The 14,307-nt window shown below is 51.5% G+C and carries 12 protein-coding genes; 5 read left to right on the top strand and 7 right to left on the bottom strand.

What is annotated here, in order from left to right:
• Positions 1–14 precede the first annotated feature (14 nt).
• Complete coding sequence (hemN, locus tag KHS78_RS16510) at positions 15–1,397, bottom strand: oxygen-independent coproporphyrinogen III oxidase (protein WP_211829585.1); 1,383 nt, start codon at positions 1,395–1,397, stop codon at positions 15–17.
• 446 nt (positions 1,398–1,843) lie between these two features.
• Here hemN and add point away from each other — a divergent pair, with 446 nt between their 5' ends.
• On the top strand, positions 1,844–2,866 hold the full coding sequence (gene add, locus KHS78_RS16515; protein WP_211829586.1) for an adenosine deaminase: 1,023 nt from the start codon (positions 1,844–1,846) through the stop codon (positions 2,864–2,866).
• Positions 2,867–3,006: 140 nt separating this feature from the next.
• Here add and KHS78_RS16520 read toward each other — a convergent pair whose 3' ends face one another.
• From KHS78_RS16520 to KHS78_RS16530, 3 genes are all read right to left on the bottom strand, one after another.
• A complete protein-coding gene (locus KHS78_RS16520) occupies positions 3,007–4,200 on the bottom strand; it encodes an MFS transporter (protein WP_211829587.1) in 1,194 nt (397 codons plus the stop codon).
• 23 nt (positions 4,201–4,223) lie between these two features.
• Positions 4,224–4,895 (bottom strand): SDR family oxidoreductase, encoded by a 672-nt coding sequence (locus tag KHS78_RS16525; protein WP_211829588.1) that lies wholly within the window; start codon positions 4,893–4,895, stop codon positions 4,224–4,226.
• A gap of 267 nt (positions 4,896–5,162) precedes the next feature.
• Positions 5,163–6,302, bottom strand: coding sequence for an alkene reductase (locus tag KHS78_RS16530; RefSeq protein WP_343216929.1), 1,140 nt, complete (start codon positions 6,300–6,302; stop codon positions 5,163–5,165).
• A gap of 217 nt (positions 6,303–6,519) precedes the next feature.
• Between KHS78_RS16530 and KHS78_RS16535 the strand changes: the two genes are divergently transcribed.
• Together KHS78_RS16535 and KHS78_RS16540 are read left to right on the top strand one after the other, a co-directional pair.
• Entirely contained in the window at positions 6,520–7,437 is a 918-nt protein-coding gene (locus KHS78_RS16535; RefSeq protein WP_211829591.1) for a LysR family transcriptional regulator, read from the top strand.
• A gap of 89 nt (positions 7,438–7,526) precedes the next feature.
• Positions 7,527–9,227 carry a hypothetical protein gene (locus KHS78_RS16540; protein ID WP_211829593.1) on the top strand — a complete coding sequence of 567 codons (1,701 nt, stop codon included), beginning with the start codon at positions 7,527–7,529 and terminating at the stop codon, positions 9,225–9,227.
• Between the two features lies 1 nt (position 9,228).
• On the opposite strand, the gene KHS78_RS16545 is transcribed toward KHS78_RS16540, so the two are convergent.
• From KHS78_RS16545 to KHS78_RS16555, 3 genes are read right to left on the bottom strand one after another with little or no spacing between them, the layout of a single operon-like run.
• Positions 9,229–9,525: a PAAR domain-containing protein gene (locus KHS78_RS16545; RefSeq protein ID WP_211829594.1), complete on the bottom strand. Its 297-nt coding sequence runs from the start codon at positions 9,523–9,525 to the stop codon at positions 9,229–9,231.
• Positions 9,522–10,109 carry a DUF6931 family protein gene (locus KHS78_RS16550; protein WP_211829595.1) on the bottom strand — a complete coding sequence of 196 codons (588 nt, stop codon included), beginning with the start codon at positions 10,107–10,109 and terminating at the stop codon, positions 9,522–9,524. The genes KHS78_RS16545 and KHS78_RS16550 overlap by 4 nt, the downstream gene beginning before the upstream one ends.
• A gap of 2 nt (positions 10,110–10,111) precedes the next feature.
• Entirely contained in the window at positions 10,112–12,142 is a 2,031-nt protein-coding gene (locus KHS78_RS16555) for a type VI secretion system Vgr family protein (RefSeq protein WP_211829596.1), read from the bottom strand.
• 187 nt (positions 12,143–12,329) lie between these two features.
• Here KHS78_RS16555 and KHS78_RS16560 point away from each other — a divergent pair, with 187 nt between their 5' ends.
• Both KHS78_RS16560 and KHS78_RS16565 read left to right on the top strand, forming a co-directional pair.
• Positions 12,330–13,730 (top strand): type VI secretion system protein TssA, encoded by a 1,401-nt coding sequence (locus tag KHS78_RS16560; RefSeq protein WP_211829597.1) that lies wholly within the window; start codon positions 12,330–12,332, stop codon positions 13,728–13,730.
• Positions 13,731–13,774: 44 nt separating this feature from the next.
• Positions 13,775–14,299: an Hcp family type VI secretion system effector gene (locus tag KHS78_RS16565; protein ID WP_211829598.1), complete on the top strand. Its 525-nt coding sequence runs from the start codon at positions 13,775–13,777 to the stop codon at positions 14,297–14,299.
• Positions 14,300–14,307: the final 8 nt, after the last annotated feature.

Here is a 14,307-nt window from a genome sequence, read left to right on the forward strand (position 1 = left end):
TGGTTAAGCAGGAATTAGATGACCCGTGAGAAGCGCTGGACCTCCGCCACCTGTTGATAGGTGTCAAATTGCATACAGATATTGCGGATCAACAGTCTCCCGCGGGGTTCGACGACAATGCTCTGCTTATCCATTCGTATAAGGCCATCTGTGGCCATGGTGCTCAGTTTGTTGATGGCATCCGCGAAATAGTCATGGAAGCGGATGCCGAACTTTTCTTCAATGGGCTTGGTATCCAGTCGGAAGTGACAAATTAGCTGATTGATAACCGCGCTGCGGATACGGTCGTCCTCGTTCATCAATAAACCGCGGCGAATGGCCAGCTTGCCATTGTTGATCCGGCTGGTGTATTCCTCCATGTTCGCATGGTTCTGGGCATAGACATTGCCGACGCGGCTGATGGAAGACACGCCCATGCCAATCAGATCGCACTGGCTGTGTGTCGTGTATCCCTGGAAGTTTCTGTGCAGGGAACCTTTTTCCTGTGCCAGGGCAAGGTTGTCATCAGGTAGTGCGAAGTGATCCATGCCGATATAGACGTAACCGGCATCAAGCAGGCGCGTAATCGTGTTTTCAAGAATGGCCAGTTTTTCCTGCGGGCTGGGCAAGTCTTCACTGTTGATGCGCCGTTGAGGCATAAAACGGTCGGGCATGTGGGCATAGTTGAAAACAGACAACCGGTCCGGGCGGATTTCAATCACTTTATCAACGGTTTCCATGAAGCTGGCGCAGCTCTGGAAGGGCAGACCGTAGATGAGATCAATGTTGATAGACTTGAATGTCAGCGCCCGGGCAGCATCAATGACATCCCGGGTTTCTTCTTCGCTTTGAACCCGGTTGACGGCCTGCTGAACGGTGGGATTGAAATCCTGTACACCGATACTGATCCGGTTGAAGCCGAGCGAGCGCAGGTGGCCAATGGTGCTCCAGTCCGCTTCCCGGGGATCAATTTCTATGGAGTAATCACCAAAATCACCGCTGACCAGATTGAAGTGCTTGGCGGTTTTGTCCATCAGTGCCTGCATCTGGGTCGGATTCAGGAAGGTAGGCGTGCCGCCGCCCCAGTGGAGTTGTTCAACAGCCTGGTCGTGTCCCATCAGGGCAGACTGCATTTCAATTTCATGGAACAGTGACTGCAAATAAGGTTCGGCATGCTCGCGGCGTTTGGTGACGACCTTGTTGCACCCGCAGTAGTAGCAGACCCGGGCGCAAAACGGAATATGGAAGTAGAGTGACAGTGGGCGCCGGGCGGTGGCGCTGTCGGCGGCTGCAGCATGGTAGGCATCAACGCCGAAATTGTCCGCAAACTGCAAAGCAGTCGGATAGGATGTGTAGCGAGGTCCCGTCTGATCGTAACGTTTGATCAGTTCGAGATCCCATATCAGTTCGGTTGCCATGCTCTTTACCCTGATCTTGTAATGGTTCCGGCCCTATCCTCTGGTTGTCGTATAGAATAGGCGTGTGGCTGACGGTCGCCGGTTATTTTGCGCAGCTGTATTGCACAAAATACTGATTGACAATTTTAGTCGGATGCTGAGATTTCGAGTTGATATGTATCAAGAAGGCATTAAATAATGTTTCGTTAGTGCGAGTGGAGGGCGAAAATAATCCTGTCAAATGCCTTTTATTCATACAAATAACATCTTTTCCCATAGTTTACGGTTGGATAAACAGTATCGTCTATGCGGGAAAACCTGTCAGATTGTCGCTGAGTAAAGCTGTAAAAGACCGATTAATCAAATAGTTAACTGCTACGCTTCTGTGCCAAGGTTGTATCATGACCACTGTATGAGTGGCATTCGCACTGATTTCGTTCACTAAGCGCGTCGTAGAGTGATTGTTTATGCATGAATTCATTGCTGGCTTACCCAAAGCAGAACTGCATGTGCATCTGGAAGGGACGCTGGAACCTGAGCATTGCCTTGCATTAGCGCAGCGGAACGGTATTCCTCTAGAGCACAAAACGCCGGAAGCGTTGATTCGATCCTATGATTTCTGTGATTTACCCTCTTTCCTCAAGGTTTATTATTCGGGGATACGCGTCCTTGTCACCGAGTTGGATTTTTTTGAGCTGGCATTCCGCTATTTTCAACGGGCAGCCTCCGACGGGGTTGTCTATGTTGAAGCATTTTTTGATCCCCAGGCTCACACTGTGCGTGGTATTCCTTTTGAGGTGATGATGAACGGCATTCACCGGGCGCAATGCGAGGCAAGAGCGGTGTTAGGTCTTGAATCCAATCTGATCTTGTGTTTTCTCCGGGATCAGAGCGCAGAAAGTGCCGCTGAACACCTGGCGATGAGTGTGCCATTCCGAGAGTGGATTGTGGGCGTTGGATTGGATTCGGATGAAAAAAACAACCCGCCATCGAAATTTGTAACGGTCTTTGCGGATGCGCATGCTCAGGGATATAAGTTAACGATGCACTGCGATGTCAATCAGATGAATACACTCGACCATATCCGGGAATGTCTGGATCTGATCAAGGTCGATCGAATTGATCATGGATTAAATTGCCTGGAAGACGAGCAACTTTGCAATGCACTCGTTGAACGCGGGATTGGCTTAACGATTTGTCCGGTGTCAAATCGGTTTGTCGTGCAATCATTGACCAGTGATGCAATCAGAACCATGTTGCGCAAAGGGATAAAGGTTACGGTTAATTCTGATGATCCAGCCTATTTTCGTGCTTATATCAATGAGAATTTAATGGCGTTGATTGATGAAGCCGGTTTCACAAAAGAAGAGATCAAGCAGTTGATGACGAATGCTTTTGAGATTGCGTGGTTACCAGACGCGCGTAAAGCCAGATATCTGCAGCAGCTTGAGCAATATGCTGCCAAATATGCGATAACCGATTTTTGTTGATGGGTTGATTCAGTGCTAACGAGGCATTCTGAGACCTTCACGGAACTCAGAATGCGGTACGTTGAATCAAGTGCTGACTAGGGTAGCGCACAGGGGCTTGCTATAAGATGGCTATTCACCATAAATAGGGTACTGTTCTCTCAGTGTGTCGCAGATGCTGTCTGCGTGACGGATCGGCCGCTTTTACGTTCCTGCATAAATATAAACATAAGACCCAGGGTAGGGATCAGTGCCGCAGCGTAGGGAATAAACGCTGCTCCCAGTGTGCTGTCGACCACGACGCCACCAATAATACCTCCCAGTGCATTGGCCAGATTAAAGGCAGAAATATTGGCCGTCGCGGCCAGTTCTGGTGCTGCCTGACCGTATTTCATGACACGCATTTGCATCGGTGGCACATTGGCGAATGAGACAACACCAAACACAAAGGCGGCGATGGGGAATGCCCATTGGATCGGCGATACAACGCCCAGTACAAGGAGTGACAGGATCATTGCCGCAGGCCAGCCTTTCAGGGCCTGGCTGAGATTCGTGTCAGCAGATTTACCCCCCAGGCTGTTACCCAGTACGAGGCCGAAACCTATCAGCACCAGCAGCCAGGTCAATGATGAGCGATCATACCCGGCGACCTGTTCTGCGACAGGCGCTACATAGCCGTAGAATGTCATGAACCCGACCCAGCCCAATACTGTGATCGCCAGGCTTGCCAGAAGGTTTTTGTCCCTGAAAAGGGTCAGTTGGCTACGTATGTCGGCGTGAGTCTCAGGTCGTGGCTGTCGTGGAATCGCAAGCCACATTGCAAAGGTTGCGAGCACGCCGAGCATTGCCACGATAATGAATGTGGTGTTCCAGCCAAACTGATGGCCGATAAAGGCGCCGGCTGGGACTCCGAGGACATTGGCCAGCGTCAGGCCCGCAAACATCTGGCCGACGGCTCGCCCCGCAAGGGTGTCATCCACCAGGCGTGTGGCGACAACGGCACCGATACCGTAAAAAGGACCCTGGGTTAAACCGGACACGATACGACTAACCATGAGCATGGCATAGTTGGAACTGAATGCCGCCAGCAGGTTGCCGGCAATAAATAACCCCATTAAGCCGAGCAGTACATTACGTTTTTCAAAACGTGCGAGCCATAACGATAGAATGGGACCACCGATGACAATGGCCATGGCGTAGGCTGTGATCAGGTTACCGGCTTGGCCGGCAGTAATTGAGAGGCTGTCTGCCACGTCGGTTAATATGCCGGCAATGACAAATTCTGCGGTGCCAATCGCAAAGGCTGAGAGGGTTAATATCCATACCTGCAACGGCATCTGTTGTGAACGAGACATGAAATACCTTATTCCATAAATGATTAATTGATTAATGCACCGCCGTCCAGATCAATGACGGTTCCGGTCATGAATGCATTGTCCATGGCGAACAAATAGCCTTGAGCCAGCTCTTCAGGGCTGCCTACCTTGCCTGCTGGTAGTGTCTGTGCAGCATTGGAGAACATGGTCTGACGAGCATCGCTATCCATTTCTGCATAGGCTTCAGTGTTGGTTAATCCCGGGCTTACGGTATTGACGCGTATTGGGGATAATTCTTTGGCAAGAACTTTTGCAGCACCCTCAATGGCTGCATTCATTGCTGTTTTGACGTAGGTGCCTGCGACAGTCCGACGTGATAGGAAGCCTGATGTAAAGGTTATCGAGCCACCCGGACGGAGATATTTTGTTGACTCTCTGGCGATTGCGATACTGCCCCAGAATTTTGTGTCAAAAGCACTTTTGGCACGAGACAGCGCAACTTCGCTGACAAATCCTGAGGGGGCCGATGAGCCCGCTGTAATGACCAGGTGGTCAAATGGACCAAAGGCTTCCAGATAATGTGTAATGCTTGAACTGTCAGTGATGTTGAGTCCTGTAGCACGACTGGCAGCGGTGACCGATGCGCCGCGAGCTTCCAGTGCTTTAGTAATCGCTTTTCCTATGCCTGATGTACCACCAACCACCAGGTACTTAAGTTTGTGTTGTTCTGACATGACATTTCTCCAATTTTGACTTGCCAGAAACAATAGAGGGGGTGGTTCTATCAAACAATAACTGCAAAAATAAAATGATATTTTGAAATATATGAATAATTGAACCGTGCATTATGGAAATGCGCCTCCTATAGAAAGCGCATGATAAAAATGTGTATAAGCGTGTTCACGCCCTGTGAATTAGGCGGCTAACGCTATAAATGACGATTTTTACTAATCGACATCGTATTGCTGATGTTGGTGAGTGTTGTCTTATATAGGCACGGCCTAGGCGCTTTTTGAGTAGACAGGATAGTCGGTGTAGCCTTGCTCATTACCCCCAAACAAGGTTGTCGGATCGGTGATGCCATGGAGGGGCAAGTCATGTGACAACCGGTAAGGCAGGTCTGGGTTGGCAATGAATTTACGGCCGAATGCGATGCAATCGACCAAGCCTTTCTGAATCAGGTCAAGACCTGAAGCTTTGTTATAATTACCGGCTACAATAATGCTGCCATCAAAGTATGTACGGAGTGTTTCCCTGAAGGTTGTTGTAACAACCGGTGCATCGTCCCAGTCAGCTTCTGCCAGGTGAATATAGGCAATACCTGCCCGGTTAAACTGTTTTGCAGCCAGTAGTATGGTAGTGATGGCTTCACTGTCGTCCATCCCGCGTTGTGTAATGAATGGAGCAAGTCGGATACCCACTTTTTTGGATCCGATGGCATCACTGACAGTCTTGACAATTTCACTCGCAAAACGAATACGGTTTTCAGCCGAACCCCCATAGATATCTGTTCGTTTGTTTGAGGTCCGGCGTAGGAACTGATCAATCAGATAGCCGTTACCCGCATGAATCTCAACCCCGTCGAAGCCCGCTTCCACGGCATTCAGCGCAGCCTGTCGGTAATCCTGAACAATACTCTGGATCTCATCAACGGATAACGCGCGAGGTGTAGGGCAGTCTACCATGCGTCCGATACCGTCTTCTCCCACCATCCATACCTGGGCATCGGGCGCCAGGGCTGAGGGAGCGACGGTCTGACCATCAGCATGAAAAGAGGAGTGTGACATACGTCCTACATGCCAGAGTTGCATAAAGATTCTGCCGCCTGCCTGATGTACAGCCTTGGTCGTAAGCTTCCATCCTTCAATCTGTTCCTGGGAATAAATACCAGGAGTGAACGAATAACCTTTGCCCTGCGGCGATATCTGGGTGGCTTCACTGACAATCAGTCCTGCACTGGCCCGTTGGGCGTAATAGGTTGCCATTAGCGCGGTTGGTATATCACCCGGCTGCTGGGTACGGGAACGGGTCATAGTCGCCATGATCACACGATTGGGAAGTGAGAGTGACCCCACTCGGGCAGGCCGCATTAATAGATCGCTAGGCATTGTTCTACTCGATGCTTGACAGTAATGATCCATAGAGCCCAATGAAAACTAGCTCTATTGCTTGGACTCACAGGTATAGCTGGGAATATCTATTGGCTTTCATTCTGATCAAACACTGAATAATGCGCATTAAACCAAGATCCATAGCCAACCAGCATTTCCTGCAAGTGGTTTTTATCAGTATGAGATGTTGTTGAGCGTTTTATAATTGATGGTTTGGTGAAGGTTTCATTCAGAAATAGTGAATAATATGGCGCAGATTGATGATATGGCCTTGTTTGTACAGGTGGTCAAGTCCGATGGACTCGCCGCTGCAGGACGTAAGTTGGGTTTGTCCCCTGCCAGCATGACCGCACGGATTAACAAGCTTGAACTACGCTATCAGACTCGGCTGCTCAGTCGAAACACCCGCAGTATTGCCCTGACGGAAGAAGGCGAACGTTTTTATCAGGGTTGTTTACGCATAGTGGAGGAAATGGCCGCTATAGAAGCAAGTCTTAAGGGAACTGATGATCAGCTGACGGGGTCATTACGTATTACGGCAGCATCGGATTTTGGCAGGCATTATGTTGCTCCTGCCGTGGCTGATTTTGTGAAGCTGCATCCTGATGTGACGCCTTGTTTGTATTTAACCGATGGGTTGGTCAAGCTGGTTGAAGACAGGCTGGATCTTGCCATTCGTTTTGGCAACCTGCCTGACAGTAACCTGATCGCGAAACCATTGATTGATAATTATCGTGTGTTATGTGCATCACCAGACTACCTGTCCCGTTGCGGTTTACCAGAGCATCCTTCGGATTTGTTGAATCACCGTTGTCTGGTAATGGAGCGTATGGGGCAGTTGCTCAATGAATGGTTTTTTCATGATGAAACAGACTTTTCCCTCAAGGTTCAGCCTGCGATGGTATGTTCCGATGGTGAGATGATTCGGCAGTGGGCGCTGGATGGCTGTGGGATTGCTTTGAAATCGTATGTCGACGTCATGCGTGACATCAAAATGGGAAAACTCATCCCGGTACTGGAGGGAAAAATCAGAGATTTTAACCCTAATGATATTGACACTATTGGTCTGCAAATAATCTATCCCAGTCGTAAGTATCAACCCAGACAGGTAAAAGCATTTATTGAATATCTGGAAGATTGGATAAAAAAAGCATTAGAGGATTAGCGGCTGATTCTGACTCCGTACTATATAGAACAACTGCCTTTCAATATGTTCTGCTTGAAATTGTGTTCTTATTGTCTGGAGATTATGCCATGCAGTTCCAGAACGAGTGGTTGGCGTTACCCCTGCCGGCTTACCGGGCCAAACTGAATGAGTGGGTTCGAGCGCTGGCCAGTTGGCGCTACCGCAAGGAAACCCGCATCCAGCACTTTCAACAGGCGCTGGATATGGTGTACACCTTTTGCGAAACGAAATACAACAGTACCAATCCTTCATTGCTTCTGGGGACACCGGAATATGCCGCCATTGCGGCCATCGGTTCCCGACATTTTCGTGAGAATATGGCGATCTACCAGCCGACCGATGTCATGCCGCAGCGCATCGAAAGGTTATTGATGAATGGAAGAACGGAAGCCGCGCTACGCAATAAACTGGACCTGCTCAAATACTGGAAGCATGGTGATAACGAGAGGTTCGATCTTTACTCGCCCCTGGTCAGAGCACGGATGACGTTGCTGCAGGCCTCGGCCCAACAGGTGGCGAATGATTATTTTAACCGGGTGACTCGCCCGGTCTGGTACCACACCGTTAAGCTGGATACGAATTTTTCCCGAACAGCACCAACCCGTGATGAGCAGACCGCCAGTTTCAGTGCCGGTCTGGAGGCTCATATCCAAAAAACCGTTGAGTATGAGTACCAGATTAATCTGAAAGGTGTCTTGACCGGTGAAGCCAAGGCACGACTCCAGGCGCTGGCCGGTATCAAGCTTGGGGCAAAGGGGAGTATTGGCAATACCGGCTTTAACCCGATGGAACTGACGAAAAAGGAATTCTATACGGGTAAGGCAAAGGAAGCCGCGAAATCCATTGTTAAGGGGGAAAACGTAGGAGAGAGCATCAAGTCTGCGATTGGCAAGGCGGAGGACTATAAACCGGCGCCCGGGGCCGAATTGTCGGCTGAAGCGGAAGTGAAAGTCGGATTGATGGTATCGGGTACCGTCGCGCTTGCCTACAAGGACATTGTTGAAAGCAAACTGGAGTTTGAGGGACTGGCGGGTGCGCTGGCCTCTGGCAGCGGCAAGCTAACCGCGAACCTGGACGGCGTCAACCTGGATTTGAATGCCAGTGCCTTTGTTGGGCTCAAGGGCAGCTTCACTCAGGAGGTGAAAATCAAGCACAAGGGGGTCAGTGTCGCCAGTTGTTCGTTTACGGGGGAAGGTCGATTAGGGGTTGGCGCCAGTGCCAATGTCTGTGTTGCATTCAGCCGCTATGAAGGCTTTAAATTCCAGTCCGCAGCCTCGGCGACAGCGGCCATCGGTGGTGGTGTCGATTTCAGTATGGGATTGAATCCGGTCGGTCTGCACCTGGTGTGTTATGACAACATCTATCGCCATGTCATTGTCCAGCTGGCATCCGCACACCCGGGATTACTGGCGGAAGCGGATCGTCGTCATGAGTATATTGCCTCCTGGGCCAATTACGGGACTATCAAGGGACAGCTCGCCGCATTGCTCGGCCAGGTGGAGGTAGACCGTGAAACACTGCAGAGGGCTACTCTAAGGCAGCCTGGCGTTCAGTATGGCAAATATGACTTCAGTAAGGTGGAGGACCTCCATATTGCCGGTCGCAGCCAGTTCAGCCTGGATAAGCCAACACTGTCGGAAGAGCAGAAAATCAAGCTGTCAGAACAGGCGCTGGAAGCGACAAAAATGCGGGAAGCGGATCAAAATACCCGGCAGCATCCCGCGTTTGCCCAGCGGTCTGGCGTGTTTGTAATGACGACACCGCTGTAGCTTAACCGCCGATCAGTACCGCCGGCATCCCCATGACAATCGTGCCTCCGTGGGCTGTAGGGTCACCCATGCGTGCGGCTGGTTTGTTATTAATCAGCACGGTACAACTGCCCATGATCACCGAATCCGGTGGACCTACACAGACGCACAGTTGTCCCAGCGTTGCAGCCGGTAAGTTCCCAATTAATACGGTACAGGGCATGGGGAGTAAGGGGCCGCCGACATGGGGTATCGGTGGAACGGCGGGGGTCTGCATGGGGCAGACATGCATGTCTCCAGCTCGGGCTGCAGGTCTCATGATGTAGGGTCCTCATCGGGCAGACGGCCATTGCCGCCTGATGCGATATTCAAGCCAATACGGATAAAATCTGGATAACGGTGCTCTGCATCAGCACCATCAGGTAATACCGCACAGAGATTTATGGCGCCGGCAACGGCATGCGCGTAAAGATTGGGGGGCGGTTGTACGGCAGGTTGTCCTTTTTCGGTGAGGCTGCCACCGCTCCAGAACGCGGCCTGGGACACCCATCCGGGGGCTGTTTCCAGGCCAGCGGCATTGGCCATGGTTTCCGCATGGCGCCTGTTCGTTTCATCGGGCACTGTCACCCAGGCGCAGGCAGCCTGAATAGCCTGTGTTTCTGCCTCATTCCAGTCTGAACGGTTTTCTGTGCAGCAGCAGGCCCACCAGATGGCTTCCCGGACGGGCAGTGCATGGGCCAGGAAGATAACGAGGTCCGGGTAATGACCGGCATTCTCCAGTGCTTCGATGAAGGTCGCAGGTGACTGCCCATCCTCACGACAGTCAAGCGCGTTATCGGATGGCTGGTAGCGATCGAGGATATCGTCCGCCAGACTATGGGGGATTTTCAGGTAAGCAGCCATGGTCAATTGATTTTGGTAATGGCGCCCTGGACCTGCACCATGGCGCCGGCGCTGATTTTGGTCATGGCATCCCCGCTGACGTTGACGATGGGACCTTTCAGGTCGGCTTTTGCCTGTCCCTGGACGGTCGTGGTCGTGCCTTTCAGGGTGGCAGTGGCTGATGCTTTGATCTCAATGGTGGGGGCAGACAGCGATATGCTGGAAGGAGAAACCACAATCTTGCTGGCGCCGACCTTCAGCTCAATGGACGATTTTCCCGTGACTGTCACGGTATTGCCATCCACTGTGATGGCCGACGGGGCTTCCAGGGCTATGTCCACACCGGCTTTTCCATGAATGGTCTGGTCGCTGGACAGTGTCATCGTATCGGTACTGTTGAAGTGTGCGGTTTTTTTTGCGTCAACGTTTAATGCGTCTTCTGTCTTGCACGTCATACCTTCCCATGACAACCAGTCTGCGGTTTTTTCGACTGTTGTGGTTTGCTTGCCCTTAATAGTCTGGTTCCAGTCATTCTTGACCAGGCTGTTCCAGTCCCGTTCTGCCTGTACCCAGAGTTCTTCCTTGCCGGTGTGATCGTTAAAGCGCAGTTCATTACAGTTGCTGGTGTTACCGTTCGGTGTTGAGTGGGTGCGAATGCCAAACTGTGTTGTCGCAGGATACGGTGGTACATGCCGCCCGTTGTAAACAGAGGCGAGAACCACAGGACGGTCTGGATCGCCATCCAGAAAACTGACCAGCACTTCATCCCCCACACGGGGAATAAACTGCGTGCCAAATTCATTGCCTGCCAGCGACTGGGCAACCCGCAGCCAGCAGCTGCTGGTATCGTCATTTTTCCCGGTTCTATCCCAATGGAATAGCACCTTGATGCGGCCCTGCTTGTCGTGATGAATGCGGGTGTTAGCCGGTCCGGTGACCGTGGCGCTTTGCAGGCCCTGAATGTTGGGCTTCGGCTGGGTGGCACAGTGGTAAGGGATATTGGCGGGAATACAGGTGAAACAACATTGGTATTCCTGTTCCCGCAATGCTTCGGTGGCACGTAAATGATGCTCAATGCTGACAATGAGGTAGTCATCATTCATACAACCTTCCGGGTGGTCAGCCAGTTTGAAGCGCTGGCCAACGGCTAGAGAGGTCACATGCGAGGCGCCATGATAATAGTGGAACTGGCCATCCAGCCTTTCAGTGAGCTGGTGGCCAGTCGAACGCATCAGGGAACGCTCAACGCGATGCGCTGGATAGCGATACCGCTCCAGCTGTGATCGCATACCCTTGCCACGGCAGAGACGGGTGTCGTGGTGGCCACCATCAATGGGCTGCGCAAGGGTTTCATTGTAGTCCCTGAGGTATACCCGTGTGCTGTTGATCTGGTTGACTTCACGCCACTCGGTAATCGCGAACTGCCTTTGGCCGCTTTCCCGGACAAAAGGCAGTTCATAGTCAGACGATTTCGGAAAAGCTTGATTGGTGTCACCGATCAGCAGCATGGCTCTATTGCCCTGCACGACTGGATGGAAGTGCCAGCCTTCATCGGCAATTAAACGACGGGTGAAGTCAGCGTCCGATTCATTAAATTGGACGCAATACTCTCGCTGGCGAGCCTGCCCGCTGAGATTGAACCGATAGGCACCACGAAATCCTGCGTCGTCCAGCACCTTGCTGATAATGGCCCGACTGTTGCTGTTTTGGAATACACGGCACTGCATGCGAAAACGGAGCAGATCAAGCCAGTGTTCACCAAAGAGCTGATAAACCCAGATCTTGCTGTGACTGTGATAATCCAGTTCTTCCAGGCCAGCTATCGTGGTGACATAGCGGCATGCCTCTTTACGGTGTTTGCCGGATCCCGGCCGATAGACGATCGTAATGTCCTGCCCCAACAGGTCTGAAGGCAGGCGGGAAGGGCACTCCAGTGTCGCCTCAAGGCGACAGGCGCCGGAGACTGTGTCGTAGACAGTCAGTGCGGATATGACGACGTCAATGCCGTCTATCTGTGTAGAGACAGGACGAACATCACTGTAAACACCAGGCATAGCCAATCTCGATTCCTGTGATGTCTCAGGCAGAACGTACGATGGCACGCAATGATCAAGCCTCAACTATAGCGCATGGGGTAAAAAGAGGCAGAGCCGCGCGAGAGGTTTTTGTGCATCCAACCGGCCGATCGGGCGTAAAACAGCTATAAAACATAGATCGTTGAATCATGTGGCGGAAGCCTTTGTGTCGGGAACAGTTGTACTTGATGAAGTTTCGGTCGAGCAGTTATTGCAATCGATCAGTGATGCGGCACCGTGTGGTACGTCTCTGAAATCAGATCGTCGCTTGTTTCGTCCGTTGAGAAATAGTTTCAATCTTGCACAGACGGCACTGCGCCAGTTGAGTCAGGAACCGGATCCTGCTGAGCTTGAAACCCGCCAGGATGAATGCCTGCAGAACTGGCAACAGTTGGCTGAACAGATTATTCAAGCACTTGGCACGCAATCCAAAGATATTGAACTCGTCGGCTGGTTGGTGGCTGCGCAGGTCGTGCTTGATCCCTCACTGTCAGGTATGGCGAATGCGTTGTCGCTGTTGTCTGGTTTGTTTGAGCAGTTTAGTGACCGGCTTTTTCCTCAACTCCCGGAGGAAAAACTGACAGGGATGGCTGAAGAGGAAGTCGCAAAAGCACAATTCAGCTGTCGTCTGGATGCCTTGATTCCGTTGCTCGGCGAGACGGAAGGCAGTGGCTTGCTCTATATGCCGCTCTGTTTGACACCACTGATTGGCGATATCACCTATGCACGCTATCTGAGTGATGAGCGTACCGGCAAATTATCCGCCATGAAGCAGCAAGTGTCTTCTTATCAGGAGGTGGAGCGTGACATTGCTCGGTTAAGACTGGCGAATATTCGGTCGTCACTCAATGTGCTGGCTGCACTGGATACGGCGCTGATGACGCAGGTGCATACATTGGGTATCCGGTTTCCCGGGTTTCGCTTCATGACGGATTTACTGGAAGGTTATGCCCGTGCTGTTTCCGTGATAACAGGGATCACCCTGCCAGCGGCTACGGTGGCAGCACCAGAGCAAGTTGAGATACCTGATCAGGCGTCAACACCACGGGGCGATGAGGGACAGGTGCCGGAGATCACGACATCGGACAAAAAAATGGACAGCGTACAAACGTCACTGGGTGAGCCGGGAACTTACACCCGAGACCATGCTTTCCGGCAGTTGCGGGAATTGGCTGATTATTTTCGTCGTACAGAACCGCATAGTGTTGTGCCTTACCTGCTGGAAAAAGCCATTCGTTGGGGCTATACCCCTTTGCCAGAGTTATTGGATGAATTACTGCTGGGGCATCAAAATTTGAAGCAGCAGATTTTTGTTCAGACTGGGCTGGATTTAGATGCGCTTGCGCCGCTACCTGAGCCTGAGACGGTCGCCCCCGTGTCCAGCCCGGTAGAGGAAACGAGGGGGCAAAGGGAAGCGGGCATGAGTGAGTCCCCCGCGGAACAGGAAAACGAGTCGCTGATAACCCCAGAGGTTGTTGACAGTCATGTGTCGTCAGAGCAATCGCCTGAAAAAAATACAGAAAAACCGGTAGAGCCAACTGATGGCAGCGGTGGTCTGTCCTGGTAGCACCAGGACTGATGTGAATGTGATGTTTCTGACAGGTATTCGATATGGCCAGTATTTATATGCGAGTCGACGGTCTGGATGTACAGGGTGTTGCCACCATTGAAGGACTTGAAAACCTCGGTAAGGGATGGTTTGCCGTCAAGTCATTTAACTGGGGCGGCGTCCGGTCTGTAACCATGGATATCGGTAATGCCAATAATGCGGATTCCGGTATGGTGGCCATGAGTGAAGTCAATACGACCAAACAGGTGGATGGCGCTTCTGAGGGGCTGCTGTCGTTTCTGTATATGCCCGGCGATGAAGGCAAGGTGGTGGAAGTGGTGTTTACCAAACCGCACCGGTCTGGCCAGGGGGCGGAAATCTATTTCCAGATCAAAATGGATAAGGCTCGGCTGGTGACCTATAACGTCAGTGGCACGGATGGTGGTGAGCCGTATGAAAGTCTGGCCTTTTCCTATATTGCGTTGCACCAGAAACACTGGCATGAATCGGCGGGAGGCAAGCTGGAGGCCGGTGGTCTTGTGTCGTATGACCTTGCGACCGGTAAAGTCATTTCCGGCAAGAAATAAACGGATAT

Source organism: Kistimonas asteriae (assembly GCF_018263925.1).
GTDB classification, from domain to species: Bacteria; Pseudomonadota; Gammaproteobacteria; order Pseudomonadales; family Endozoicomonadaceae; genus Kistimonas; species Kistimonas asteriae.

What these genes read in the sequence shown, in the direction of transcription:
- hemN (WP_211829585.1), bottom strand. Translation starts at nt 1,397, where the DNA reads ATGGCAACCGAACTGATATGGGATCTCGAACTGATCAAACGTTACGAT.
- add (WP_211829586.1), top strand. Translation starts at nt 1,844, where the DNA reads ATGCATGAATTCATTGCTGGCTTACCCAAAGCAGAACTGCATGTGCAT.
- KHS78_RS16520 (WP_211829587.1), bottom strand. Translation starts at nt 4,200, where the DNA reads ATGTCTCGTTCACAACAGATGCCGTTGCAGGTATGGATATTAACCCTC.
- KHS78_RS16525 (WP_211829588.1), bottom strand. Translation starts at nt 4,895, where the DNA reads ATGTCAGAACAACACAAACTTAAGTACCTGGTGGTTGGTGGTACATCA.
- KHS78_RS16530 (WP_343216929.1), bottom strand. Translation starts at nt 6,302, where the DNA reads ATGGATCATTACTGTCAAGCATCGAGTAGAACAATGCCTAGCGATCTA.
- KHS78_RS16535 (WP_211829591.1), top strand. Translation starts at nt 6,520, where the DNA reads ATGGCGCAGATTGATGATATGGCCTTGTTTGTACAGGTGGTCAAGTCC.
- KHS78_RS16540 (WP_211829593.1), top strand. Translation starts at nt 7,527, where the DNA reads ATGCAGTTCCAGAACGAGTGGTTGGCGTTACCCCTGCCGGCTTACCGG.
- KHS78_RS16545 (WP_211829594.1), bottom strand. Translation starts at nt 9,525, where the DNA reads ATGAGACCTGCAGCCCGAGCTGGAGACATGCATGTCTGCCCCATGCAG.
- KHS78_RS16550 (WP_211829595.1), bottom strand. Translation starts at nt 10,109, where the DNA reads ATGGCTGCTTACCTGAAAATCCCCCATAGTCTGGCGGACGATATCCTC.
- KHS78_RS16555 (WP_211829596.1), bottom strand. Translation starts at nt 12,142, where the DNA reads ATGCCTGGTGTTTACAGTGATGTTCGTCCTGTCTCTACACAGATAGAC.
- KHS78_RS16565 (WP_211829598.1), top strand. Translation starts at nt 13,775, where the DNA reads ATGGCCAGTATTTATATGCGAGTCGACGGTCTGGATGTACAGGGTGTT.